Origin of the sequence: Massilia yuzhufengensis, from assembly GCF_900112225.1 — a bacterium.
In the GTDB taxonomy this organism is placed as follows: Bacteria; Pseudomonadota; Gammaproteobacteria; order Burkholderiales; family Burkholderiaceae_D; genus Telluria; species Telluria yuzhufengensis.
On the sequence record NZ_FOLD01000028.1, the window covers coordinates 36,480 to 61,927 of the forward strand.

22 protein-coding genes are annotated in these 25,448 nt (G+C 66.0%); 17 read left to right on the top strand and 5 right to left on the bottom strand.

Features of this window, described 5'->3' with window-relative positions; all coding sequences use genetic code 11:
* Positions 1-185: 185 nt before the first annotated feature.
* Both BM031_RS19620 and BM031_RS19625 read left to right on the top strand, forming a co-directional pair.
* The gene (locus BM031_RS19620) at positions 186-1,406 is read left to right on the top strand and encodes an HD-GYP domain-containing protein (RefSeq protein ID WP_091876245.1); all 1,221 of its coding nucleotides are present in this window, start codon (positions 186-188) and stop codon (positions 1,404-1,406) included.
* Positions 1,407-1,635: 229 nt separating this feature from the next.
* The gene (locus tag BM031_RS19625) at positions 1,636-3,252 is read left to right on the top strand and encodes a methyl-accepting chemotaxis protein (RefSeq protein WP_091876246.1); all 1,617 of its coding nucleotides are present in this window, start codon (positions 1,636-1,638) and stop codon (positions 3,250-3,252) included.
* Positions 3,253-3,261: 9 nt separating this feature from the next.
* Here the strand turns inward: BM031_RS19625 and BM031_RS19630 are convergent, their stop codons facing one another.
* Together BM031_RS19630 and BM031_RS19635 are read right to left on the bottom strand one after the other, a co-directional pair.
* Positions 3,262-5,028 carry a cation:proton antiporter domain-containing protein gene (locus BM031_RS19630; RefSeq protein WP_091876247.1) on the bottom strand — a complete coding sequence of 589 codons (1,767 nt, stop codon included), beginning with the start codon at positions 5,026-5,028 and terminating at the stop codon, positions 3,262-3,264.
* Between the two features lie 207 nt (positions 5,029-5,235).
* On the bottom strand, positions 5,236-7,554 hold the full coding sequence (locus BM031_RS19635) for a family 1 glycosylhydrolase (RefSeq protein WP_091876248.1): 2,319 nt from the start codon (positions 7,552-7,554) through the stop codon (positions 5,236-5,238).
* 311 nt (positions 7,555-7,865) lie between these two features.
* On the opposite strand from BM031_RS19635, the gene trpS reads away from it, so the two are divergent.
* Both trpS and BM031_RS19645 read left to right on the top strand, forming a co-directional pair.
* Positions 7,866-8,888 carry a tryptophan--tRNA ligase gene (trpS, locus tag BM031_RS19640; RefSeq protein ID WP_091876249.1) on the top strand — a complete coding sequence of 341 codons (1,023 nt, stop codon included), beginning with the start codon at positions 7,866-7,868 and terminating at the stop codon, positions 8,886-8,888.
* Positions 8,889-9,015: 127 nt separating this feature from the next.
* Entirely contained in the window at positions 9,016-10,065 is a 1,050-nt protein-coding gene (locus BM031_RS19645; protein WP_091876250.1) for a zinc ribbon domain-containing protein, read from the top strand.
* A 10-nt stretch (positions 10,066-10,075) separates the two neighbouring features.
* On the opposite strand, the gene BM031_RS19650 is transcribed toward BM031_RS19645, so the two are convergent.
* Positions 10,076-10,492, bottom strand: a complete 417-nt coding sequence (locus tag BM031_RS19650; protein WP_091876251.1) for a DUF3597 domain-containing protein — start codon at positions 10,490-10,492, stop codon at positions 10,076-10,078.
* A gap of 44 nt (positions 10,493-10,536) precedes the next feature.
* Positions 10,537-11,052: a hypothetical protein gene (locus tag BM031_RS19655; protein ID WP_229409055.1), complete on the bottom strand. Its 516-nt coding sequence runs from the start codon at positions 11,050-11,052 to the stop codon at positions 10,537-10,539.
* A 185-nt stretch (positions 11,053-11,237) separates the two neighbouring features.
* Here BM031_RS19655 and ugpQ point away from each other — a divergent pair, with 185 nt between their 5' ends.
* The 7 genes from ugpQ to BM031_RS19690 all read left to right on the top strand — a co-directional run bounded on the left by ugpQ (position 11,238) and on the right by BM031_RS19690 (position 20,995).
* On the top strand, positions 11,238-11,996 hold the full coding sequence (ugpQ, locus tag BM031_RS19660) for a glycerophosphodiester phosphodiesterase (RefSeq protein WP_091876252.1): 759 nt from the start codon (positions 11,238-11,240) through the stop codon (positions 11,994-11,996).
* Positions 11,997-12,099: 103 nt separating this feature from the next.
* The gene (gene alaS / locus BM031_RS19665; protein WP_091876253.1) at positions 12,100-14,709 is read left to right on the top strand and encodes an alanine--tRNA ligase; all 2,610 of its coding nucleotides are present in this window, start codon (positions 12,100-12,102) and stop codon (positions 14,707-14,709) included.
* A 370-nt stretch (positions 14,710-15,079) separates the two neighbouring features.
* The gene (locus BM031_RS19670; RefSeq protein WP_091876271.1) at positions 15,080-15,307 is read left to right on the top strand and encodes a sulfurtransferase TusA family protein; all 228 of its coding nucleotides are present in this window, start codon (positions 15,080-15,082) and stop codon (positions 15,305-15,307) included.
* 129 nt (positions 15,308-15,436) lie between these two features.
* The gene (locus tag BM031_RS19675; RefSeq protein ID WP_091876254.1) at positions 15,437-17,134 is read left to right on the top strand and encodes a hypothetical protein; all 1,698 of its coding nucleotides are present in this window, start codon (positions 15,437-15,439) and stop codon (positions 17,132-17,134) included.
* A 161-nt stretch (positions 17,135-17,295) separates the two neighbouring features.
* Positions 17,296-18,045, top strand: coding sequence for an electron transfer flavoprotein subunit beta/FixA family protein (locus BM031_RS19680; RefSeq protein WP_091876255.1), 750 nt, complete (start codon positions 17,296-17,298; stop codon positions 18,043-18,045).
* A 31-nt stretch (positions 18,046-18,076) separates the two neighbouring features.
* Entirely contained in the window at positions 18,077-19,006 is a 930-nt protein-coding gene (locus BM031_RS19685; protein WP_091876256.1) for an electron transfer flavoprotein subunit alpha/FixB family protein, read from the top strand.
* A 198-nt stretch (positions 19,007-19,204) separates the two neighbouring features.
* Complete coding sequence (locus BM031_RS19690) at positions 19,205-20,995, top strand: acyl-CoA dehydrogenase (RefSeq protein ID WP_091876257.1); 1,791 nt, start codon at positions 19,205-19,207, stop codon at positions 20,993-20,995.
* A gap of 194 nt (positions 20,996-21,189) precedes the next feature.
* On the opposite strand, the gene BM031_RS19695 is transcribed toward BM031_RS19690, so the two are convergent.
* On the bottom strand, positions 21,190-21,603 hold the full coding sequence (locus BM031_RS19695; RefSeq protein ID WP_091876258.1) for an NINE protein: 414 nt from the start codon (positions 21,601-21,603) through the stop codon (positions 21,190-21,192).
* Positions 21,604-21,670: 67 nt separating this feature from the next.
* Here BM031_RS19695 and BM031_RS19700 point away from each other — a divergent pair, with 67 nt between their 5' ends.
* The 6 genes from BM031_RS19700 (at position 21,671) to BM031_RS19725 (ending at position 25,435) form a co-directional block, all read left to right on the top strand.
* A complete protein-coding gene (locus tag BM031_RS19700) occupies positions 21,671-22,402 on the top strand; it encodes an AAA family ATPase (RefSeq protein ID WP_091876272.1) in 732 nt (243 codons plus the stop codon).
* 146 nt (positions 22,403-22,548) lie between these two features.
* Positions 22,549-22,797: a 30S ribosomal protein S16 gene (rpsP, locus tag BM031_RS19705; RefSeq protein ID WP_091876259.1), complete on the top strand. Its 249-nt coding sequence runs from the start codon at positions 22,549-22,551 to the stop codon at positions 22,795-22,797.
* A gap of 41 nt (positions 22,798-22,838) precedes the next feature.
* Positions 22,839-23,372, top strand: coding sequence for a ribosome maturation factor RimM (rimM, locus tag BM031_RS19710; protein WP_177207826.1), 534 nt, complete (start codon positions 22,839-22,841; stop codon positions 23,370-23,372).
* A 26-nt stretch (positions 23,373-23,398) separates the two neighbouring features.
* Positions 23,399-24,160 (top strand): tRNA (guanosine(37)-N1)-methyltransferase TrmD, encoded by a 762-nt coding sequence (gene trmD / locus BM031_RS19715; RefSeq protein ID WP_091876261.1) that lies wholly within the window; start codon positions 23,399-23,401, stop codon positions 24,158-24,160.
* Positions 24,161-24,290: 130 nt separating this feature from the next.
* Positions 24,291-24,683 carry a 50S ribosomal protein L19 gene (gene rplS / locus BM031_RS19720; RefSeq protein ID WP_091876262.1) on the top strand — a complete coding sequence of 131 codons (393 nt, stop codon included), beginning with the start codon at positions 24,291-24,293 and terminating at the stop codon, positions 24,681-24,683.
* Between the two features lie 80 nt (positions 24,684-24,763).
* A complete protein-coding gene (locus BM031_RS19725) occupies positions 24,764-25,435 on the top strand; it encodes a CoA pyrophosphatase (RefSeq protein ID WP_229409057.1) in 672 nt (223 codons plus the stop codon).
* Positions 25,436-25,448: the final 13 nt, after the last annotated feature.

Consider the following 25,448-nt stretch of genomic DNA (forward strand, 5'->3'; position numbering starts at 1 on the left):
TTTGGCAAAATTGATTAATTCGTGCAAGAATCGTGAAAATCATGTGAAAAACGATTTTTGGCGATCATAGCCCCGTTTCGGTGTTTGCAACATGATTTTTCACTGCCGTTACAAAAAAAACGTCGGCGTGACTGATCCTCTCCGACATCGGGTCGGCAGCCGCTACGCACCTGGAGAACGACCTTATGTTGAAGAAAATCGATGCTTCCGAGCTCAAGATCGGCATGTTCGTCCATGACCTGGACTGCGGCTGGGCCGATCACCCCTTCCTGCGCAACCGCTTCGCCCTGACGGCCGAAACCGAGATCAGCCGGATTCGCGACGCCGGTATCCGTGGGGTGGTGATCGATTGCGGCAAAGGACTGGACGCAAGCAATTCGCCGACGCTGCACGAAGCCGCGGCGGCCACGGAGGCCGAGCTGGCGACGCTGGCCGCCAGGCCGGCCAGCCCGATGCGCGTGACCATGTCGGAAGAGATCGGCAAAGCAGCCGCGATCCGGCGCCAGGCGGCGGACGTGGTGCGATCGGTGATGGCCGATGCGCGGCTGGGCAAGGCGGTGGAACTGGACAATGTCAGTCCTGTCGTCGAAAACATCACGGCATCGATCCTGCGCAATCCTGGCGCCTTGATGGGCCTGCTACGCATCAAGACCAAGGACGACTACACCTTCCTGCATTCGGTCAGCGTATGCACGCTGCTGGTGGCGTTCTGCCGTTCGCGCGGCCTGCCAGCCGACAGCACCTACGAAGCCGGCATGGGCGGGCTGCTGCATGACACCGGCAAAGCCTTCGTCCCCGACGCCATCCTCAACAAGCAGGGGCGCCTGACCGAGGACGAATTCGCCGTCATGCGGCGCCATCCCCGCGATGGCTACGAGGTGCTGGTGAAGACGCCGCAGATCGGCGCCATCCCGCTCGACATCACCCTGCATCACCACGAACGGCACGACGGCAGCGGCTATCCCGATCGCCTGGCCGGGGATGGCATCGGCGAGTTCGCGCAAATGGCCTCGATCGTGGACGTCTACGATGCGATCACGTCGGACCGCTGCTATCACAAGGGCATGTCGGCGGCCGAGGCGCTGCGCAAGATTTTTGAGTGGAGCAAGTTCCACTTCAATCCCACCCTGACCCAGGAATTCATTCGCTGCATCGGGATCTACCCGGTGGGCACCCTGGTATTGCTCGAATCGGGACGCCTCGGGGTCGTCTCCGAACAGCACGACTCCAGCCTGCTCACCCCCAAGGTCAACGTATTCTTCAGCACCAGGAGCAAGCTCTACATCCGCCCCGAGATCGTCGACCTGGCAAGGCCGCTCGGCTTCGGGGGCGGTGACCGGATCGTCAGCCACGAGTCGACCGAGACCTGGAACGTCGACCCGCTCAAGTTCATCGCCATCTCCTAGCGAAGGGACTTGCAAACACTTGGAAGGTGATCATCTTCGATATCGAATCACTACTACTTCGTTGTTTTTTAAAGAAAATTTAACGCTGAACGACCAGTAAACGGCAGCTTCGCAGGGTTTTGCTGGAGTTGTCCTGGATCAATATCTAGAATCGTTAGCACGCGTTCCAACTCCTTATTGGCCTGCATGTCCCGGCCTGGTTTCAATCTTTACTCAGGGTGGTCCTACCATGATTTTCACTAACTTCCGCATCGGTGCCCGCCTCGGCATCGCATTTGCCGCGATCCTGATCCTGCTGTCCGCCATGCTGGGCACGGCCCTGTGGCAGCTCAGCCGCATCTCCGACGGGAAAGAAATTATGTCCACGGCCAGCGTCAAGTCGACGATCGCCAGGCAGTGGCTGGAAGGGATTGCAACGAACGGCATCAGGACGCTGTCCAAGCTCAAGAGCACGGACCAGGAAGACGAACAGCAGATCGGCGCCGAGATGAAGGCGGTCAGCGCGAACCTGTCCGTGCTCCAGAAACAGCTCGAAACGCTGGTGGACAGCGAACAAGGCAAGCAGCTGCTCAAGACCGTGGGCGAGCGCCGCAAGCAGTACACCACGATGCGCGACGCGGCCTTCAAGCGCAAGGCGGCGATCGGCACTTTCGATGCCGACCTGAAGGCCAGCACCAGCACCAGCCTGGTTCCGGCGATGAAGGCCTACGTTGCATCGGTTGAAGCCGTGGTTGCCTACCAGGATCAGCTGTTCACCGATGCGAGCGCGCGCATCGATGCACGGTCGCGCGACGCCCGCAACCTCCTGATCGCCATGGGGGCCCTGGCGATCGGCTGTGGCGCCGTACTCGGCGTCCTGCTCACCCGCAGCATCACGCGCCCCCTGTCGCACGCCATCAGCCTGGCCAAGCAGGTCGCTTCGGGCGACCTGACCGCCGATATCCAGGCCAGTTCGCGCGACGAAGTCGGCGAGCTGCTGACCGCCTTGCGCGCCATGAACGGCAGCCTGCTCAAGACCGTTACCGAGGTGCGCAGCGGCACCGACGCCATCGTCACCGCTTCGCAGCAGATCGCATCGGGCAACCTCGACCTGTCGGCCCGTACCGAGCAGCAGGCCGGTTCGCTCGAAGAAACCGCGTCGACCATGGAAGAACTGACCAGTACGGTCCGCCAGAACGCCGACAGCGCGCGCCAGGCCAATACGCTGGCCTTGAGCGCCTCGGAAATCGCGGTACGCGGCGGCGAGGTGGTGGCGCAGGTGGTGTCCACGATGGCATCGATCAATGCGTCGTCGAAGCAGATCGGCGACATCATCGGCGTGATCGACAGCATCGCCTTCCAGACCAACATCCTGGCGCTCAATGCCGCCGTCGAAGCGGCCCGTGCGGGCGAGCAGGGCCGCGGCTTCGCCGTGGTCGCCTCCGAAGTGCGCAACCTGGCCCAGCGCTCGGCTGGCGCCGCCAAGGAAATCCGCACCCTGATCACCGATTCGGTCTCGAAGGTCGACGCCGGCGGACGCCTTGTCGACGAAGCCGGTTCGACCATGCAGGAAATCGTGCAGGGCATCACCCGGGTGACCGACATCATGTCCGGGATCGCCTCGGCCAGCGCCGAGCAGACCGCCGGCATCGAACAGGTCAACGCCGCCATCACCCAGATGGACAGCGTCACGCAACAGAACGCCGCCCTGGTGGAAGAAGCGGCCGCCGCTGCCGAATCCCTTCAGGACCAGGCGGCCACGCTGGCGCAGCTGGTCAGCACCTTCACCATCGATTCCGCGGCAGGGACCGGGCAGCGCCGCGCAGTCGCTGGCGCCGGCAGGCAGGCCCGCCTGCTTGCTGCCTGATATCCTTGCCTAGGCGCGCGGGCCCGGCGGCTCGGGTTCCAGCAGCCTGGCGCTGAACAGCTCGCGCTCGTGGTCGACGATGCCGTCCACCAGGCGCTCATCCAGCCCCATCGCCTCCAGCACGAAGGCCGACAGCTGCAGGCTCGCTTCCAGCGTTTCCGGCACCACCACGCTGGCCCCGGCCAGGCGCAGGGCGCGGGCGTGCTTCTCGTCGCGCGAGCGCACGAACAGGCGCGCATGCGGGAACTCGCGGCGGATGCCGCGCACGGCGTGCATGGCCGACGCCGGATGGTCCATCGTCAGCACGATCGCCGGCGCCTCGCCGGCGTGCACGCGGCGCAGCAGCTCCGGACGCGACGCGTTGCCGAAGTAGACCGGCTTGCCTTCGGCATGCAGGCGGGACACCAGCTTGGCGTCGCATTCGAAGGCGACGAAGGGGATGTTCTGTTCGCCCAGCAGCTTGGCCAGCTGCTGCCCCACGCGCCCGAAGCCGGCGATGATGACGCGACCGCGCGCCGACGCCAGCTCATGCTCGCTGCCGTCGGCCAGCGCGGCGTGCCGGGCGCTGTCGTGGCGCTCGCCGATGGCGCGGCCCAGGCGCGCCAGCAGCGGCGTGATGAACAGCGACAGGCCGACCACCAGCATGACCTGGGCGCCGAGCGCCGGGTCGAGCACCCTGGCCGACATGGCGTAGCCGATCGCCACGAACGCGAACTCGCCGCCCTGGCCCAGCAGCAGGCCGCCTTCGAGCGCCCGGCCCCAGGGCAGCTTGCCGGCGCGCAGCAGCAGCGTCACCACCAGCGCCTTGACCAGCACCAGAGCGCCCACGCAGGCGGCCAGCACGAGCGGCGCTTGCAGCACCTGGCGGGTGTCGATGCTCATCCCGACGGTCATGAAGAACAGGCCCATGAGCAGGCCCTTGAAGGGTTCGATCATCAGTTCGACTTCGTGCCGGAACTCGGTCTCGGCCAGCAGCAGGCCGGCGATCATCGCGCCCAGCGCCATCGACAGGCCGGCCGCCGCGGACAGGCCGGCGATGCCGAAGGTGCTCAGCAGGATCAGCGCCATGAACACGTCCGGCTGGCGATGCGCCGCAAAGGAGCGGAACAGCTTGTGCACCACGCGCCCGCCCACCAGGTAGATCAGGGCGATGGCCACGGCCGCCTTGGCCACCGTCGCCAGGGCCAGCATCGCCACGCCGTCGCCGCCGCCCTTGCCGAGCGCGCCGATCAGCAGCAGGATCGGCACCACGGCCAGGTCTTGCAGCATCAGGATGGCAAACGTGGCCTGGCCCAGCGGGCTGCCGGTGGCCTGCTGCTGTGCCAGCAGCTGCATCACGACGGCGGTGGACGAGAGCGAGAGCACCAGGCCGAGGATAATGGCGGTCTGGGTGTCGAGGCTGGAGGCGAGCAGCAGCGCGGTGCAGACCAGGATCGCACTGAGGATGACCTGCGCGGTGCCGGCGCCGAACACCCAGCGCCGCATCGCCCACAGGCGCGCGGCCGACAGTTCGAGGCCGATCATGAACATCAGGAACAGCACCCCGATCTCGGCCAGCATCGAGATGCCCTGGTCGCGCGGGAAGGTGAGGAAGGCCAGCCACGGAATGTCGCCGGCCAGCAAACCGAGGCCGAACGGCCCGACCAGCGTGCCGACGGCCAGGAAACCGACCACCTGGTTGATGCGCAGGCGCTGCAGGGTGGGGATCAGGATGCCGGAGAGGATCAGGAAGAGCAGGATCTCGCGGAGGAAGGGGAAGGCGTGTTGCTCTTGCACGGTGGGGCGCCTGAAGGGTGGATGTTCGGGCAATTGTAGCGTGGTGTTTGGGAGCCGGGCGGTTGCGTCGGTGGCTGCGGAACGAAATTAGGTACCGGCCTTCGCCGGTACGACGGTTCTACGGATGGGGGTCGAAACATACGATCCGGCCCGCTCCCTCAGCACGTCGTACCGGCGAAGGCCGGTACCCAAGTTGAAGTTATACGGTCAGCACTTCCCCACCTGCACCGCCTCCACCGGCGTCTCCTCCTGCTGCCGGTGCCCGCTGGCCAGCGGCTGGCGGCTTTCGGCGGTTTGTTGCAGTTCCTCGATCTCCGGATCATCCACGTTGCGCAGTTCGAGGTAGCGGTCCAGGGCCTGGTCCAGGCGCGGCAGCAGGATGCCGCGCTCGCTGGTCAAGGCGCAGTAGGCCGGGCGCGCGGCCGGGAAGGACAGGGCGCGCGCCTCCAGCCGGCTGGCGTCCACGCCGGCCCGCTCGGCCGCTTTCAGCGCCAGTTCGGCCCAGGTCAGCTCACCGCCGTTGGACAGGTGCCAGATCCCGGCCTCGCGGTCGATCGCCAGGTCCAGGCAGGCGTGCACCAGGTCCGGCACGTAGGTCGCGGTGATGGTCAGGTCGTTCGCCGCAACAAAAGGCTCGCCCCGTTCGAGGGCCTTCAAGGCCTGGGTGACGAAGTTGTACTGGTCCCAGGGCCCGAAGAAGGCGCTGGTGCGCACCACCAGGGCGTCCGGGTGCTCGTCCAGTACCGCCACCTCGGCCTCGGCCTTGCTGCGGCCATACACATTGAGCGGGGCCACCGGGTCCGATTCCACGTACGGGCGGTCCTGGCGGCCGTCGAACACCAGGTCGCTCGAGAAGGTGGTCAGGTGCACGCCGTGGCGGGCGCAGGCCGCTGCCAGGATGGCCGGGCCGGCGGTGTTCTCGCGCAGACAGCGCTGCACGTCGTGCTCGGCCTCGTCCACCCGCACATAGCCGCAGGTGTTGATGACGGCCCAGGGCTGGTGGACGGCCAGCGCGCGTTCGACCGAGGCGGCATCGGCGATGTCCATGTCCTGGCGCGAGAGCAGGCGGAAGGCGAGGTTGCGCTTGCGGCAGACGCGGGCGAAGGCGCGGCCCAGGGTGCCGGTGGCGCCCAGGATCAGGATGGGCGCGGCGCCGGTGCCCACCAGGCGGTGGCCGTCGGCCGAGATCGAGGTGAGCGCGGCCGGCGTGGCCACCGGCGGATGGCACAGGAAACGGCCCGGGCGGCGCCACCAGCCCTGGCCGCGCAGCACCGGGTGCGACAGCGGCGCGCCGGAGGACAGCTCTGTCATCATCTTCGCCAGCGCGGTGGGGCGCGGCAGCGGGGAGCGCACGTCGAACGGGCCCGGTTCGTAATAGCCCTTGTTCTGCGTGACCAGGCTGTTCCAGTCGAAGGAGCCGAGCAGCGACCAGACCGTCACGGCGCGTACGTCGACGCCGTTCTGCTGCGACTGCTGGGCCGCTTCCCACACTTCGAGCAGCCAGCGCAGCTGGTCTTCGCGGTTGGCGTCGATGTGGGCTTCGGTGATGGCCAGCGGGATGCCGTAGCGGTCCCAGATTTCCGAGAGCAAGGGGGCGATGCCCGGCGTCGGCGTGGCCAGCACGCGCGAAGCCTCGATGTCGGCGCAGGGAATGCCGTCGGCCACGCCGCGGTGGTGGGCGGGGAAGCGATCCGGGCGGTGGTCGAGCCAGCGCTCGGAGGTGACGTAGTAATTGACGCCGATGATGTCGGGTGGGCAAGGGTTCTCGCGGAACCACAGGAATTGCGCGGCGTCGATCCCGGTTTTCATCAGGTACTTCCACAGCTTGTGCTCGGGCCCGACCATGCCGCACAACAGGTCCCAGGCCAGCCAGCGGCGCTCGTTGTAGAACTCGGCGACGTGGCCGAGTTCCGGGGTGCTGTAGGTCTTGCCGAGGTCGTCGGTCTGGACCAGCTTGGCGTGTGGATTGACGGCGCGGATCGCGCGCATGGCCAGCACGGTGGCGCGGCATTGCACCAGCAGGGCTTCGATGAAGGTGCGGTCGTCGCGGCCGTGCGGGTACCAGACGCCGTACAGGCCGGCGAAGCGGGCGGTGGTGCAGGGCTCGTTGACCGGGGTGTAGTGCTCGATCCACGGGTAGCGCGCCGCCACCGCGCCGGCGTACTCTGCCAGCTGTTCGGCGAACAGCGGATCGACCAGGCTGGTGTGGCGCGGGCCGCTACCGTGGTGCACCAGGCCGGCGATCGGGGTGACGCCCTCGTCGCGCAGCGCGTTCAGGCGCTCGTCGGCCCAGCTCCAGTCGGCGCTGGCCAGGCCATCGGGTGCGGTCCGTTCCCACAGCACGGGGTAGCGGATGGCGCGGATGCCGGTGGCGGCGAAGCGCCGGATGTCGCAGGCGCGTCCCGCGTGCCCGTTGCGATCGAGCTGGCTGAAGTAGTCGTCGCGCACGCGATTGACCGTGCATTCGAGGCCGCCCCAGAGTTCGAGGGGACGGGCGTGGCTGTTCGTGCTCTTTTTTGGATTCATCAATTTCACCAGTTTATTAGTTTTTTTACAACAAAATCAAGGCAAGCCGGCGTCCCGTGTGAAGAAAGTGCCGAGGGGGAGCCGCGCCTGCCGGTGCATCCGGCCTGGTATCGGTTGACAGCGCGGCGTCAACCTGCAACCATGCCGTCCATGAATTTTTCGAAAACACATCGCATTCTCCCTACCTGGTGGCGCCGCTGACAGCGCGCGGCCACGGGAAATGATGTGTATTTCAAACAACGCCGCCTCGATCCGGGTGGCGTTTTGTTTTGTCAAGCGCAGGAGGGTCGGGGCCTAGACAAGGAAACTTGATGAGCTCGCAAAACCCCTCCGCTTCCACGCCAATCATCCTCACCGGCGACCGTCCCACCGGCCCGCTGCATCTGGGTCACTTCGTGGGCAGCCTGCGCAACCGTGTCGCTTACCAGGACACCTACCGCCAGTTCGTCATGCTCGCCGACGCCCAGGCGCTGACCGACAACATGGATGACATCGGTAAGGTACACCGGAACGTGGTCGAAGTGGCGCTCGATTACCTCGCCGTGGGCATCGATCCGGCCCGCACGACCATCCTGATCCAGTCCCAGATTCCGGAACTGACCGAGCTCACCTTCTACTACCTGAACCTGGTGACCGTGGCCCGCCTCGAGCGCAACCCGACCGTCAAGCAGGAGATCATCCTGCGCGGTTTCGAGCGCGACATCCCGGCCGGCTTCCTGACCTATCCGGCCAGCCAGGCCGCCGACATCACCGCCTTCAAGGCCACCGTGGTGCCGGTCGGCGACGACCAGATCCCGATGATCGAGCAGTGCAACGAGATCGTGCGCAAGTTCAATCGCAACGTTGGCCAGGAGATCCTGGTCGAGTGCAAGGCGATCGTGCCGGAAGTGGGCCGCCTGCCGGGCATCGACGGCCGCGCCAAGATGAGCAAGTCGCTGGGCAATACCATCAACCTGGGCGCCAGCGCCGACGAGATCCGCGCCGCGGTCAAGCAGGTCTACACCGACCCGCTGCACCTGAAGGTGGCCGATCCTGGCCACCTGGAAGGCAACGTGGCCTTCATCTACCTCGACGCCTTCGACACCGACAAGGCAGGCCTGGCCGAGATGAAAGCGCACTACACGCGCGGCGGGCTGGGCGACAGCGTGGTGAAGAAGCGCCTGGAAGGCATCCTGCAGGAACTGCTCGAGCCAATCCGCGCCCGCCGCGAAGAGTTCGCCAAGGACCGCGGCCAGGTGCTGCAGATCCTGAAGGAAGGCACGATGCGCGCACGCGAAGTGGCGGCCGCCACGACGGACGAAGTGCGCAAGGCGCTGGGCCTGTCCTACTTCTGACCGGCCATCCGACGGTACCGTGGCCTGCGCCACCCGGTATCGTCACCTGCGTCCCTTGCGATCCGCGCTGGATCGCAGGCACCTCCCGTGGCACAGTGCACGCTTCGTCGTCACTGGAGGATCCCCCATGAGCAAAGGCCTGCGCCTGACCGAGAAATGGATGCAGCGCGCCCTGTGGCTGGTCGCGTTCGCGTTCGCCGCCTTTCTGATTGGCCTGGGCGGCAAGATCGTCGCCAACCTGTGGGATGTCGAGCAGCCCTTGAGCGTCGAGCAGTTCATGGACCCGGCCCAGGTGGCCGCGCTGCGCACCGAGCAGGAGACGGCGCGGGCGCGGCGCGACAAGGCCCAGCTCGACCTGGAGCAGGCGGCCCAGCAGCACGAGGTGGCGCGCGCCAACACACGGTCGGCGCGCGAGACCTTTGACAACTGGCTGGCGACGCGCCGCGCCACGGCCAGGCCCGACCAGGATCCTGAATTAATTGAGCGCACCCGGGCGCTCGACAAGCTTGAAGCCGGCGAGCGCGCCGCGCTGGCGCTGGTCCAGGCCCAGCAGCAGGTGCTGCTCGATGCGAACCACGTTCTGGAGCGCGCCCAGGCGCGCTGGGAGCGCCTGGCCGGGCCGGCGCGCGACGCCTTCGAGGAGGCATCGACGGCCAAGGAACTGCGGGTGTTTGCCTACCGCCTGGCGCTGACCTTGCCCTTGCTGGTGCTGGCCGGCTGGCTGTTCGCCCACAAGCGCCGCGGCCAGTACTGGCCGTTCGTGTGGGGCTTCATCATCTTTGCGCTGTTTGCGTTCTTCTTCGAGCTGGTGCCTTACCTGCCCAGCTACGGCGGCTACGTGCGCTACCTCGTCGGCATCGCCGTCACGGTGCTGGTGGGCCGCTACGCGATCGTCTCGCTGCAGCGCTACCTGGCGCGGCAACGGGAAGCCGAAGCACTGCCTGATGTGCAGCGCCGCCAGACGCTGCGCTACGACACCGCCCTGGCCCGGCTGGGCAAGGGCGTGTGCCCGGGCTGCGAGCGGCCGGTCGACCTGAAGGACACCGGCGTCGACTTCTGCCCGCACTGCGGCATCGGCCTGTTCGATCGCTGCGCCTGCTGCACGAGCCGCAAGAACGCCTTTGCGCGCTTCTGCTTCTCGTGCGGGACGGCAGCCAATACGACGCTGGCCGACTGAAGCGCGGACCTCAGTCGCGCAGGTCGGCCGGCACCTTGCCGCCGTTCGCGGCCAGCTTGTTCATGACCTGCTTGTGCAGCCAGATGTTCATCGAGGCCGAGTCGCTGGTGTCGCCGCTGTAGTGCAGCTCGGCAGCCAGTTCCTTGCGCGCCTGCAGGCTGCTGTCGATGTCGAGCAGCTTGAGCAGGTCGACGATCGAGGTGCGCCAGTTCAGCTGCTGGCCCGAGGATGCCAGCTTGGCGGCCAGGATTTCCTCGACGTCCACCTGGTCCATCGGGGCCGGCGCGGCGGCGGCGGGAGCCGGCTGCTGGGCCTGGGGTGCTGCCGGGGCCGGGGCGGCCGGCGCCGGGGCCGGTGCGGCAGGTCCCTTGTTGGCGGCGTGCGATTTCGGGAAGATCTTGCTGAAGATATTGCTCAGGATGCCCATGGGGTTCTCTCTGTCGGTTGGTTGGTCGGATACAGCGTTGAAAATCAGCGGCGCATGTTCTGCGCCATGTGGCCGAGGGCGATGGCGAGCGCGGCGCCGCCAATGGCCTTGACCAGGGTCGGGTTCTCGGCATAGAAGTCGCCCATGCGGTCGACGATGCTCGGGTTCTCCTGTTCGGCCTTTTCGGCCAGCTCGCGCACCTGCTCGGGCGAGACCTGGGACGCCTGTTCGGGCGTGACCTGGCTTGGGGTGCGGCCGCCGAACAGGCTGCCCAGTCCGCCATTGGACAGCGATGCCATGACCGTCGGGCCAAGGGTTGCGATCAGCTGGTTGAGCATGCCCGCACGCTGGTTCGGGTTACTCTGGCCGAACATCTGGCTGACCATCTGCGGGAAGGGCGGGGTCTGGTCGGAGCGCAGGGCCCCGGTCACGCCTTGCGCCAGGGCGTCGCGCGGGGCCGATTGCGCCACGCGGTCGAAATCGTCCGTGGCCTGGTTGTGGTTGGCGCCGGCGGCGCCGCCGAGGTATTGCGTCAGTAAATTCCCTAAGTCAAATGCCATTTCAATCTCCCGGCTATGCATGGTGAAAGATCGAGGGTAGGGGGAAGGCCCGCGTTTCTCTGTTCGGTATTCAACCGTGGCTCATTGAAAGCGGTATTTACTTTCCATGTAGACATCTTCACAAGAGCCGGGGTAAGCTCGGGGCATGCCTTTCCATCACCGTATCCTGCCTGTAGGAGTGGAGCATGTGGCGTTACCCCCGGATCCTGGCCCATCGCGGCGGCGGCACACTGGCGCCTGAAAACACCTTCGCCGGCCTGAAACGCGGCATGGACTTCGGTTTTCGCGCCGTGGAATTCGACGTCATGCTGGCGCGCGACGGGGTGCCGGTGGTGATGCACGACCCTTATCTTGGCCGCACGGTGAGCGGCGCCGGCCATGTATTCGACTACGACGCACTGGAACTGGCGCGCATGGACGCCGGCAGCTGGCACGGGGCCGACTACCGCGGCGAGCCGGTGCCTCTGTTCGTCGAGTTCGCCCAGTACTGCAAGGCGCACGGCATCTGGATGAATATCGAGATCAAGCCGGCGCGCGGCTTCGACCGCGAAACCGGCGACACGGTGGCGCGCATCACGCGCGCCCTGTTCGCCGACGACATCGCCAGCGGCGCGCTGGCGCGGGTGCCGCTGCTGTCCTCGTTCAGCCTGGCCGCCCTGGACGCAGCGCGCGCCGCCGCCCCGGACCTGCCGCGCGCCTGCCTGATGAGCGAGCTGCCGCCGGGCTGGGAGCCGCTGGCGCGCTCGGTCGAGGCAGTGGCGATCCATACCAACCACACCCACCTGAGCCCGGAGTTGGCGCAGGTCGTGCGCGACGCCGGCTTCGGGCTGTTCTGCTACACGGTCAACGACCCGGTGCGGGCGCGCGAGCTGCTGGGCTGGGGTGTCGAGGCCTTCTGCACCGACCGCGTCGACCTGATCGGGCCGGATTTCGGCATCGCCTAGCGGCGCCTGCCGCCATCGATATCGCCCTGGCGAATGACCCCGCCACCAGCTAGGCTATAATCGTTTCTTTATAGCGCATGCTCCCTTATTCCGCCCCCACGACATGAAATCCTCCGAAATCCGCGAAAAGTTCCTCAAGTTCTTCGAGTCCAAAGGCCACGCCATCGTCCGCTCCAGCCCACTCGTGCCGGGCAACGACCCGACCATGCTGCTGACGAACAGCGGGATGGTGCAGTTCAAGGATGTGTTCCTGGGCCTGGATACGCGCCCGTACTCGCGCGCCACCACCGTGCAGCGCTGCGTGCGCGCCGGCGGCAAGCACAATGACCTGGAAAACGTCGGCTATACCGCGCGCCACCACACCTTCTTTGAAATGCTGGGCAACTTCAGCTTCGGCGACTATTTCAAGCGCGACGCCATCAACTACTGCTGGGAGCTGCTGACCAAGGTGTACCAGCTGCCCGCCGAAAAGCTCACCGTCACCGTCTACTTCGAGGACGACGAAGCCTACGACATCTGGGCCAACGAGATCGGCGTGCCGAAAGAGCGCATCATCCGCATCGGCGACAACAAGGGCGCGCGCTACGCATCCGACAACTTCTGGCAGATGGCCGACACCGGCCCTTGCGGCCCGTGCACCGAAGTGTTCTACGACCACGGCGCCGACATCTGGGGCGGCCCTCCCGGCTCGGCCGAGGAAGACGGCGACCGCTTCATCGAGATCTGGAACCTCGTGTTCATGCAGTTCAACCGCGACGAATCGGGCACCCTCACCCCGCTGCCGAAGCCGTCGATCGACACCGGCATGGGCATGGAGCGCCTGGCCGCCGTGCTGCAGCACGTGCACAGCAACTACGAGATCGACCTGTTCCAGGCCCTGATCAAGGCCGCCGCGCGCGAAACCGGCGCCGACGACCTGAACAACAACTCGCTCAAGGTCATCGCCGACCACATCCGCGCAGCCTCGTTCATGATCGTCGACGGCATCATTCCAAGCAGCGAAGGCCACGGCTACGTCCTGCGCCGCATCATCCGCCGCGCGCTGCGCCACGGCCACAAGCTGGGCCAGACCAAGCCGTTCTTCCACAAGCTGGTCGCCGACCTCGACGCCGAGATGGGCAGCGCCTATCCGGAACTGCACGAGGCCGCGTCGCGCGTCGCCCAGACCCTCAAGACCGAGGAAGAGCGTTTCGGCGAGACGCTGGAAAACGGCATGAAGATCCTGGAAGCGCAGCTCACCAAGGATGCGAAGCAGCTCGACGGCGCCACCGCCTTCACGCTGTACGACACCTACGGCTTCCCGCTCGACCTCACCGCCGACATCTGCCGCGAGCGCGGCATCGTGCTCGACGAAGAAGGCTTCACCGCCGCCATGGAGCAGCAGAAGAAAACCGCGCGCGCCGCCGGCAAGTTCAAGATGGCCGCCAAGGTGGAGTACGCAGGCGAGAAGACCAAGTTCGTCGGCTACGAATCGCTCACCCACAACACCCACGTGCTGGCGCTGTACGCCGATGGCGTGAAGGTCGACGAGCTCAAGGCCGGCCAGGACGGCATCGTGGTGCTCGACACCACCCCGTTCTACGCCGAATCGGGCGGCCAGGTGGGCGACCAGGGTGAGATCCGCGTGGGCGACAGCGTGTTCGAAGTCGAAGACACGCTCAAGATCCAGGCCGACGTGTTCGGCCACCACGGCGTGCTGCGCGCAGGGTCGCTGAAAATCGGCGACACGGTCGATGCCCAGGTCGACACCGTCAAGCGCGCGCGTACCATCCGCAACCACTCGGCGACCCACCTGATGCACAAGGCCCTGCGAGAAGTGCTGGGCAGCCACGTGCAGCAGAAAGGCTCGCTGGTCGATGCCGAAAAGACCCGCTTCGACTTCAGCCACGGCGCGCCGCTCACCGCTGAAGAAATTGCCAAGGTCGAGACCATCGTCAATCGCGAGATCCTCGAGAACCACGCGACCGCCTCGCACAATATGTCCTTCGACGACGCCCTCAAGCATGGCGCCATGGCGCTGTTCGGCGAGAAGTACGGCGACACCGTGCGCGTGCTCGACATCGGCACGTCGAAAGAGCTGTGCGGCGGCGTCCACGTGACCCGCACCGGCGACATCGGCCTGTTCAAGATCGTGTCCGAAGGCGGCGTCGCCGCCGGCATCCGCCGCGTCGAAGCCGTGACCGGCGAAGGCGCGCTGGCGCTGGTGCAGTCGATCAACCGCAAGCTGCAGGAAGCCGCCGGCTTGCTGAAAACCAGCCCGGACGAACTGCCGTCGCGCATCGCGCACGTGCAGGACCAGGTGAAACTGCTCGAGAAGGAAGTCGCCGCGCTGAAATCGAAGCTGGCCGCAGGGCAGGGCGACGAGCTGCTGGCCAAGGCCATCGACGTCAACGGCATCAAGGTGCTGGCCGCGACCATGGAAGGCGCCGACGCCACCGCGCTGCGCGAGACCATGGACAAGCTCAAGGACAAGCTGCAGACCGCCGCCATCGTGCTGGCCAGCGTCGTCGACGGCAAGGTCAGCCTGATCGCGGGCGTGACCAAGGACGCCACCGGCAAGGTGAAGGCGGGGGAACTGGTGAACTTCGTCGCCCAGCAGGTGGGCGGCAAGGGCGGCGGCCGTCCGGACATGGCGCAGGCGGGCGGTACCGACCCGTCGGGCCTGCCGGCGGCGCTGGCCGGCGTGGCGGCCTGGGTGGGCGAGCGCGCGTAAGCCTGCTTGCTTCGGCTAACAACGCCGCCTTCGGGCGTAATGCTGGCCAGTCGAGTTGAAATAAGCACGTCGTTCCGGCCTCCGCCGGAACGACGTTTTTACGTTAACGAAGGAATATGTTCAGCCTAACTGGACGGCATTACCGCCTCCGGCGCCTGCTGCCGTGCACCACGGCTGTGCCTTTTAGTGTGCTGGTGTTGCAATAAAGTGCACAGGCATGGTGTATTTGACATTCGGTTGCAGGCCTGCAACAATGCGTGACTATTTTGGTGCGCTGCGTCATTGCCCCGAAATTGGAGTAGTATTCAAGTTCCGGCATCACCACTGAGTAGGGCAAGCGATGAGCGTCACCATTATCGACATGGACACCATGGAATTCCAGAAAGACCTGGATGCGCGCGGACTGAATTGCCCGCTGCCGATCCTGAAAGCCAAGAAAGCACTCGCCGAGATGGAGAGCGGGCAGGTGCTGCGCATCGTTGCCACCGATACCGGCTCCGTCCGCGATTTCCAGGCCTTCGCCAAGCAGACCGGCAATGCCTTGCTGGCGCACACCGCCGAAAACGGCGAGTTCACCTTCTGGATGCAGCGCAAGTAAGCTGCGCAGCAGCGGGCGCCGGCCCCGGTCCGGCCGCCCGTAAATAATCCTCTCCCCGGCGCGGGCGCCTGTGGCAAAATCGGCAAGTCGGCGGCGTAGTATGCCGCTCCATGCCCAGCCAGGTGGCCCATGCGCACACTCTTTCGTTTCCATCACGCGCAGCGCCTCGGCACGGTTGCGCTGTCCCTGTCGCTCATTGGCGCCTGCAGCGTGACGCCGCCCGGCCCCGCTGCCACGGCGCCCGCCCTCGATGGCTATGGCAGCGTCACCATGATTCCCTCGCAGGGCAACGAGGCCGCGCGCGCCCTGTTCGCCCAGGGCATGGCGCAGGCCTACGCCTTCAACCGTCCCGAAGCCATCCGCGCCTTCAAGGCGGCGCTGGCGCGCGATCCTGGCTGCGGCATGTGCGCCTGGGCCGTGGCCTGGCAGCTGGGCCCGAACATCAACAACCCCAAGCGCGGCGACCTGGGCGAAGCGCAGCGCTACGTCGCGCTGGCCATCAAGAACAAGCAGAACGCTTCGGCGCGCGACCAGGCCCTGGTGGCGTCGCTGGCGCTGCGCTACGGCCATGCCGGCGCCGTCGCCACGGCCATTCCCGTCGCCGAAGTGTGCCGCGCCCCCGGCCGCGGCGAGCCGGCCGACCCGCTCGACATCGCCTATGCCGCCGAATTGCGCGCGCTGGTCGCGCGCTACCCGCAGGATCCGGATGTGCTCACGCTGTACGCCGAAGCCGAGCTGGTGGCGACCGAGCGCGATTGGTGGGACGAGGCCAGCGGCAAGCCCAATGGCCGCATCGGCGAGGTCGCCGACCTTGTCGAAGCGGCGCTGGCGCGCACGCCCGGACACGTCGGGCTGAATCACTACATGATCCACGCCGTCGACGCGGTGCCGGTGGCCGGGCGCGCCGTCCCCGCGGCCGACCGGCTCGGCCGGCTGGCGCCAAAGTCGCCGCACCTGCTACACATGCCCTCGCATACCTACGCCCACGTGGGACGCTACGCCGACGCCACCCGCGTCAACCAGCAGGCGGTGGCGGCCGATGAGGCCCTGATGCTGGACCTCAAGCGCCAGGGCTTCGACGTGGCCTTCGACTGGCGCGGCCACAATACCCACTTCCAGTGGTATGGCGCGCTGATGGAAGGGCGCGCCGCGCTGGCGCTGGACACCGCGCGCGCCGCCTCCGGGCGCGCCAAGGGCAGCTCCGAGTACAGCGAGTACGTGCGCAGCCTGCCGATCCTGACCCTGCTGCACCTGCAGCGCTGGGACGCGTTGCTGGCCGAGCCGCTGGCGGCGGGCGACAAGGGCCTGGGCGCGGTCCTGGGCGAGAGCGCGCGCGGGATCGCCATGGTGCGAACGGGCGACCTGGATGGCGCGCGCAAGGCGCTGGCGCGGGCCCAGCCGCAGGCCGACGCCCTGGTGGCCAAACATCCGGGCAAGGACTACATGGCGCGCATGATGCGCACCCTGGCCGGCAGCGCCGCCCCGCAGCTGGCGGCCGAACTGGCCTTCGCCGAAGGCCGCATCGATGCCGCGCTGGCGCTGCAGGAGGGGGCGGTGGAGGCGGCGCTTGACGCCGGCCGCACCGAACCGCCGATGCTGGCCAGCGGTCCACGCCTGCGCCTGGGCGAGATGCAGCTGCGCGCGCGCCGCTACGCACAGGCCGAGCAGAGCTACCGCGCCGACCTGGCGCGCCATCCGCGCAATGGCTGGGCGCTGCAAGGCCTGGGCAAGGCCTTGACGGCCCAGGGCAAGGACGCGGGCGCCGCGCAGCGCGAACTCGACAGCAGCTGGGCGCGCGCCGAAGAAGGCGTGCGCGGCGCGCCATGAGAGCGCGGCGGGGCGGGCCCCGCACCTGCGCCCAAGCAAATTAGGGGCATTCCTCTAGCCTAAAATCGCACGATCGTGCTTTAATTTCGACCTGAAGCTGAAATTCTCATATAATCTAGGCCATTTCGTCTGTCACCCATTCCATTTTCTAAAGGCACCCTATGAAAGTCCTGGTACCCGTCAAACGCGTGGTCGACTACAACGTCAAAGTCCGCGTCAAATCCGACGGCAGCGGCGTGGATATCGCCAACGTCAAGATGTCGATGAACCCGTTCGACGAGATCGCGCTGGAAGAAGCAACCCGCCTCAAGGAGTCGGGCAAGGTCACGGAAGTGGTGGCGGTGTCGGTGGGCGTGGCCCAGTGCCAGGAAACCCTGCGTACCGGCATGGCGATCGGCGCCGACCGCGGCATCCTGGTGGAAACCAGCGGCGAGACCGAACCGCTGGCCGTGGCCAAGATCATGAAGGCGCTGGCCGACAAGGAGCAGCCGCAGCTGATCATCCTGGGCAAGCAGGCGATCGACGACGATTCGAACCAGACCGGCCAGATGCTGGCAGCCCTGCTGGGCTGGCCACAGGCGACGTTTGCGTCGAAGGTCGTGCTGGAAGACGGCAAGGTGACCGTGACCCGTGAAGTCGACGGCGGCCTGGAAACCGTGTCGCTGAGCCTGCCGGCGATCATCACCACCGACCTGCGCCTGAACGAGCCGCGCTACGTGACGCTGCCGAACATCATGAAGGCCAAGAAGAAGCCGCTGGAAACCGTCAAGCCGGAAGACCTGGGCGTCGACGTGGCCCCGCGCCTGAAGACATTGAGGGTCGTCGAGCCGGCCAAGCGCTCGGCCGGCGTGAAGGTGCCGGACGTGGCGACCCTGGTGCAGAAGCTGCGCACTGAAGCCAAAGTCATCTAATCGCAGCACGGACCCAATTCAAGGAAATAACATGGTCGCACTCGTCATTGCAGAACACGACAACGGCTCCCTCAAGGGCGCTACCCACCACACCGTGACCGCGGCCGCCCAATGCGGCGGCGAGGTCCATATCCTGGTTGCAGGTTCGGGCTGCGGCGCCGCCGCCGAAGCCGCCGCGCAGATCGCCGGCGTCAGCAAGGTGCTGGTCGCCGACGCGCCGCACTTCGCCGACGGCCTGGCCGAGAACGTCGCCGAGCAGGTGCTGGCGATCGCCGGCAGCTACTCGCACATCCTGGCCCCGGCTACCGCCTACGGCAAGAACATCCTGCCGCGCGTCGCCGCCCGCCTGGACGTGGCCCAGATCTCGGAAATCACCAAGGTCGATTCGCCCGACACCTTCGAGCGCCCGATCTACGCCGGCAACGCCATCGCCACCGTGCAGTCGAGCGACAGCGTCAAGGTCATCACCGTGCGCGGCACGGCGTTTGATTCGGCAGCCAGCGGTGGTACGGCTGCCGTCGAACAGATCGCAGCCGTGGCCGATTTCGGCAAGTCGGCCTTTGTCGGCCGCGAACTGGCCGTCTCGAGCCGTCCGGAACTGACCGCGGCCAAGATCATCGTCTCCGGTGGTCGCGGTATCGGCTCGGCCGAGAACTTCAAGATCCTCGAGCCGCTGGCCGACAAGCTCGGCGCCGCCATGGGCGCCTCGCGCGCCGCGGTCGACGCCGGCTTCGTGCCGAACGACTGGCAGGTCGGCCAGACCGGCAAGATCGTCGCCCCGACCCTGTACATCGCGGTGGGCATCTCGGGCGCGATCCAGCACCTGGCCGGCATGAAGGACTCGAAGACCATCGTCGCCATCAACAAGGACCCGGAAGCGCCGATCTTCTCGGTGGCCGATTACGGCCTGGTGGGCGACCTGTTCGAGGTCGTGCCGGAGCTGGTCAAGGAACTGGGCTAATCGCCAACGGTGGATTTCACCATCACCATTTGAACCGTCGTACGCGCCACTGGCGCCTACGACTTCCGGCGCAGGCCGGAACCCAATTTCTGGTGCGTACCCTGTAGCGTTCGACGCTATCGGCAGCGCGAGCAAACCTGGGTTCCGGCCTTCGCCGGAACGACGTTTTCACGTATAGCACTACATCAGGAGACACAGGTGAGCTACCAAGCCCCGCTGAAAGACATGCAGTTCGTGCTGCACGAACTGGCCGACCTGGCCGAGATCAACCAGCTGCCCGGCTGCGAAGACGCGACCGAAGACACCGTCGCGGCCGTGCTTGGCGAGAGCGCGAAGTTCTGCAGCGAAGTGATCGCCCCGCTGAACCACGCCGGCGACAAGGAGCCGAGCTTCTGGCACGACGGCCAGGTCACCACCTCCAAGGGCTTCAAGGAAGCCTTCCACGCCTTCGGCCAGGGCGGCTGGCAGGGTATCCAGCATCCGCAGGAATTCGGCGGCCAGGGCTTGCCCAAGCTGGTGGCCACGCCTTGCATCGAGATGCTGCACGCGGCCAACCTGTCGTTCGCGCTGGCCCCGCTGCTGACCGACGGCGCCATCGAAGCGCTGCTCACCGCCGGTTCCGATGAACAGAAAGCGCTGTTCCTCGAGCCGCTCATTAGCGGCAAGTGGACCGGCACCATGAACCTGACCGAGCCGCAGGCCGGCTCCGACCTGGCCGCCGTGCGCACCCGCGCCGAGCCGCAGGGCGACGGCACCTACAAGGTGTTCGGCACCAAGATCTTCATCACCTACGGTGAGCACGACATGGCGGAGAACATCATCCACCTCGTGCTGGCGCGCACCCCGGACGCACCCGCGGGCGTGAAGGGCATCTCGCTGTTCATCGTGCCGAAGTTCCTGGTCAATAGCGACGGCTCGCTGGGCGCGCGCAACGACGCCCACTGCGTCTCGATCGAACACAAGCTGGGCATCAAGGCCTCGCCGACGGCGGTGCTGCAGTTCGGCGACCATGGCGGCGCCATCGGCACCCTGGTGGGCGAAGAGAACCGCGGTCTCGAGTACATGTTCATCATGATGAACGCGGCCCGCTTCGGCGTCGGCATGCAGGGCGTCGGCGTGGCCGAGCGCGCCTACCAGCAGGCGGTGGCGTTCGCCAAGGACCGCGTGCAGTCGCGCGAAGTGGCCGGCTCGCCCGGCCCGGTGGCCATCATCAACCATCCGGACGTGCGCCGCATGCTGATGTCGATGCGCGCGCAGACCGAAGCGGCGCGCGCGCTGGCCTACGTGGGCGCCGCGCTGTCCGACATCGCGCACAGCCACGCCGACGAAGCCACCCGCAAGGCCAGGCTGGCCGTCTACGAATACCTGGTCCCGGTCATCAAGGGCTGGTCCACCGAGATGAGCGAGAACGTGGCGCGCGACGGCGTGCAGGTGCATGGCGGCATGGGCTTCATCGAGGAAACCGGCGCCGCCCAGCACTACCGCGACGCCAAGATCCTGACCATCTACGAAGGCACCACCGCGATCCAGGCCAACGACCTGGTGGGCCGCAAGACCGTGCGCGACGGCGGCGCCGTGGCCAAGGGCCTGATCGCGCAAGTGCGCGCGGTCGAGGTGCAGTTGGGAGAAGTGCAGGGCGACGAGTTCGCGGCGATCCGCCGCCAGCTGGCGCTCGGCAGCGCGGCGCTGGAAGAGGTGGTGGAATACGTCGTGGCCAACGCCAAATCGGACGTGCGCGCGGTGTTCGCCGGCAGCGTCACCTACCTGAAGCTGGCCGGCATCGTGCTGGGCGGCTGGCAGATGGCGCGCGCGGCGCTGGCGGCGCAGAAGCTGCTGGCGGCAGGCGAGGGCGACGCGTCCTTCCTGCGCGCGAAGATCGCGACGGCGCGCTTCTTTGCGGACCATGTGCTGTCGACGGCGCCGGGGCTGCGTACGGCGATCGTGGAAGGTGCGGCGGGGGTGCTGGCGCTGGATGTGGAGCAGTTTTAAGCTGCGCTTGCGTTAACGTGAAAGGCAGCCTGCGGGCTGCCTTTTTTTGAGCTGTCGGGGGGCGGCGGACTTGGGCGAAATGATGCCAGTGGCTTCATTTCGGCCTTCGCCGGAACGACGGCTCATGGGTTAGTGGTCAACCGATGAACAGTCATCCCGGCGCAGGCCGGGATCCAAGTGAAGTACGCGTACCTTCAGCCGTACGACCCCCCCGTATACAAAAGATCAAACACCCGCGCAATCATCCCGATCAGCGCGATCGCGCCCACGCCCACGGTCAGCACCAGCAGCAAGGCGAGCAGCCAGTTCGAGCGCGAGGTCTTGCCGCTGCCTTTGTTGTGGAGTGCATCCCAGGCATCGTCCGGCGTCAGTCCAATGACCAGCCCCTCGACAAAGCCCACGATATACGACAGCAGCATCGGCAAGATCACGTAGAACGGATGCGGATGCACCGCGCCCCACAGGATGCCGGTGACCGGCAGGCTGCACAGGTGCAGCAGGCCGAGCCGGTCGGTGCCGCCTTTCAGGTAGAAGCGGTGCACGCCGAAGCCGCCGAGCAGCAGGGCGAGCAGGGTGGTGAGGGTCTTGTTCTTGTGCCGGACAGCCATGAGCGTTGCCAAAAGTTCAGGAAAGCACGAGTATGGTGCAAAACACATGCCCTGTGGTGACGAAACGATGATCAAGACGCGTCCCTTCCTCGCCGAAGTCCAGCTCAAGCCCACGGCGCCGCTGGACTCGCCGGACTTTCCCTTCAGCCTGCCGGTCGTGCGCGCCCTGCAGCGCCTGCCCCTGCATCCCGGCGTCACCTTCCTGGTGGGCGAAAACGGCTCCGGCAAGTCCACGCTGCTGGAAGCCATCGCCGTGGGCATGGGTTTCAATGCGGAAGGCGGCAGCCGCAATTTCAACTTCGCCACCCGTGCTTCGCATTCGGCCCTGCACGAGCACCTGCGCCTGGTGCGTGGCGTCCAGCGCCCGCGCGATGGCTTCTTCCTGCGTGCCGAGAGTTTCTACAACGTCAGCAGCGAGATCGAGCGGCTCGGGGTGCAAAAATATTATGGCGACACGCCGATGCACGACCAGTCGCATGGGGAAGCCTTCCTGACGCTGTTCATGCATCGGTTCGGCCGGGAAGGCTTCTACGTCCTCGACGAGCCCGAAGCCGCCCTGTCGCCGCAGCGCCAGCTGGCCCTGCTCAGCCGCCTGCATGACCTCGTCAAGCAGCGCAGCCAGTTCGTCATCGCCACCCATTCGCCGATCCTGATGGCCTACCCGAACGCCATCATCTATGAGTGCGGCGAGCACGGCATCCGCCAGGTCGCCTACGAAGATACCGAACACTACCGCGTTACCCGCGATTTCCTGGCCAATCCGGCACGCATGCTCAAGGTGTTGATGGATGAGGCTTAAGGACGGTGGCCTTGTGGCGCGAAATCGGCGATAATGCTCAATTCGCCGGGGCTGCGCGCCGGGTTGTCATTAACGCTTGCCGCGATGCGGTGCTGCGCGCTATAATCGTCGGCTTTCTCCGTCCAGTACAACTTTTTGGAATTATTATGGTCGTTATCCGTTTGGCTCGTGGCGGCGCAAAAAAGCGCCCGTTCTTCAACATCGTCGCAACCGATTCGCGTAACCGTCGCGATGGCCGTTTCATCGAGCGCATCGGTTTCTACAACCCGATGGCATCGGGCGCCGAAGTCGGCCTGCGTATCGCTGCTGACCGCCTGGCTCACTGGCAAGGCGTTGGCGCACAACTGTCGCCAACCGTTGCTCGCCTGGTCGCAAACCAGCAGCCTGCAGCCTAAGTAAGGTTTTACCGGTTTTGACCGATTCGGCAGCAGCCGGGGTGGAAGCCCCCGACGACCTGGTTCAGGTTGGCTATGTGTCCGGTGCATTCGGGATCGTGGGTGGACTTCGTGTTACCCCTTTCTCCAATGATGCGGACGCGCTGCTGAGCATCAAGACCTGGTGGCTCGACAAGCCGGCCCTGCGTCCCGTCATCGCACGGAACGCGAAGATGCATGGTGGCGACGTGGTCGTCACCCTGGCCGGCATGCGCGACCGCAACGATGCCGAGGCGCTCAAGGGCGCCGCGGTGCTGGTGCCGCGCAGCGAGTTCCCGAAGCTCGACGACGACGAATACTACTGGTCCGACCTGATCGGGCTGGATGTCGTGAACCTCGAGGGTGAAGCCCTCGGCAAGGTGACCGACATGATGCACAACGGCGCGCAATCGATCCTTCGTATTGCGCCGGTTGTGACTCAAGATGCGCCCGACGCGAAAGTGCCGGAGCGCCTCGTGCCGTTTGTGGACCAGTTCGTCAAGAATGTGGACCTCGGCACGAAACTGATTACCCTGGACTGGGGCCTGGATTATTGACCCGTCCAACGTGAAGCGGGGTCCCGATGCAGTTTGACGTCGTGAGCTTGTTTCCAGAAATGTTTGCCGCATTGACGCAGTCCGGGGTGACCCGGCGCGCCATCGAGCAGCAGCGCTGGGGCTTGAGCCTCTGGAATCCGCGCGATTTCACGCAGGACCGCCACCGTACCGTCGACGACCGCCCCTACGGCGGCGGCCCCGGGATGGTGATGATGGCGAAGCCGCTCGAAGCGGCCATCAATGCCGCCAAGCAGCGCCAGCTCGACCTGGGCCTGCCCGCACCGCGCGTGGTGTTCATGTCGCCGCAGGGCAAACCGCTGACGCATGAGCGGGTGGTGGCGCTGAAGGACGAGCCGGGACTGGTCGTGTTGTGCGGCCGCTACGAAGGCGTGGACCAGCGTTTGCTGGACCGCTGCATCGACGAAGAGATTTCGCTCGGCGACTTCGTGCTCTCGGGCGGCGAATTGCCGGCGATGGCGCTGATGGATGCCGTGGTGCGGCTGCTGCCCGGCGTGCTGGGCGACGAAGCCTCGGCGGTCGAAGACAGTTTCGTCAACGGCCTGCTCGATTCGCCGCATTACACGCGCCCGGAAGACTACGAAGGCGACACGGTACCGCCGGTGCTCATGGGCGGGAACCATGCAGAAATCATGAAGTGGCGCCGCCAGCGCATGCTGGAGGCGACGCTGAAGAAACGGCCGGAACTGATAGGCAAGGCGCGCGACGCCGGCTTGTTCACCAAGGCTGATGAGAAATTTTTGGCAGAGTTAGCAAAATCTGCCGAGTAAGAATGGTCGAGGGGCTTTTTCCTCGATACATGCAACTGCGGGCATGTTGCCCGCATGTTCAACCCCATCCTCTACTGGGCAACGCACTCGTTTCACAAGCGCCAGCAAGATGGTTTATGGAGTCATAAAAATGAATCTGATTCAGCAACTTGAACAGGAAGAAATCGCGCGCCTCGGCCGCGCCATTCCTGATTTCGCACCAGGCGACACCGTTGTCGTCAGCGTCAACGTCGTCGAAGGCAACCGCAAGCGCGCCCAGGCATACGAAGGCGTCGTCATCTCGCGTCGTAACCGCGGCCTGAACTCGAACTTCATCGTTCGCAAGATCTCGTCGGGCGAAGGCGTCGAGCGTACGTTCCAGCTGTACTCGCCGCTGATCGCTTCGATCGAAGTCAAGCGTCGTGGTGACGTGCGTCGTGCGAAGCTGTACTACCTGCGCGAGCGTTCGGGCAAGTCGGCACGTATCAAAGAAAAGCTGCCACAGCGTAAAGTCAAAGCCGCACCAGCTGCTGCTGCTGAGTAATAGCGTCTGTGTCATGAAAAAGGCATCCGGAAGGATGCCTTTTTTCGTTTCCGGTTATTCTTTTCATTTTGGAATGTGATTTGGCCAAGCTCGTTTTCGATCCCACCGCCATGCCCGTCGACGCCGTCGCCGGCGAGGCAGCGCTCGCGCCCGCGCTCCTGACCCCGGACGCCGTGCGCGCACGCTTTGCACGCACGCTGCCGTGGCAGCCGGAAATATCGGACGAAGCCAGGATGGCCGACCCGGCCCTGCGCCTGCGCCGCGCCGCCGTGCTGGTGTCGCTGGTCGAGCGTCCCGGCGGCCTGACGGTGCTGCTGACCAAGCGCACCGAGCATTTGTCGAGCCACGCCGGCCAGGTGAGCTTCCCCGGCGGGCGCGCCGAAGAACTCGACTCGTCGCCGATCGAGACCGCCCTGCGCGAATCGGAAGAAGAAATCGGCCTGCACCGCAGGCACGTGGAAATCATCGGCATCCTGCCCGAGCACGTGACCATCAGCGCCTACCGTGTTACTCCGGTGGTGGCGCTGGTCACGCCTCCGTTCGAACTGATCGCCGACCCCAACGAAGTAGCCGGGATCTTCGAGGTGCCGCTGGCCTTCCTGATGGCGGGCGCCAACCACCAGCGCCGCTCGGTGGCGCTGCCCGATGGCGCCGGCAAGCGCAGTTTCTATGCGATGCCGTACGAGGAATATTTCATCTGGGGCGCGACCGCGTCGATGCTGCGCAATCTCTACCATTACCTGCGCGCCTGAGCAGGCGATGTTC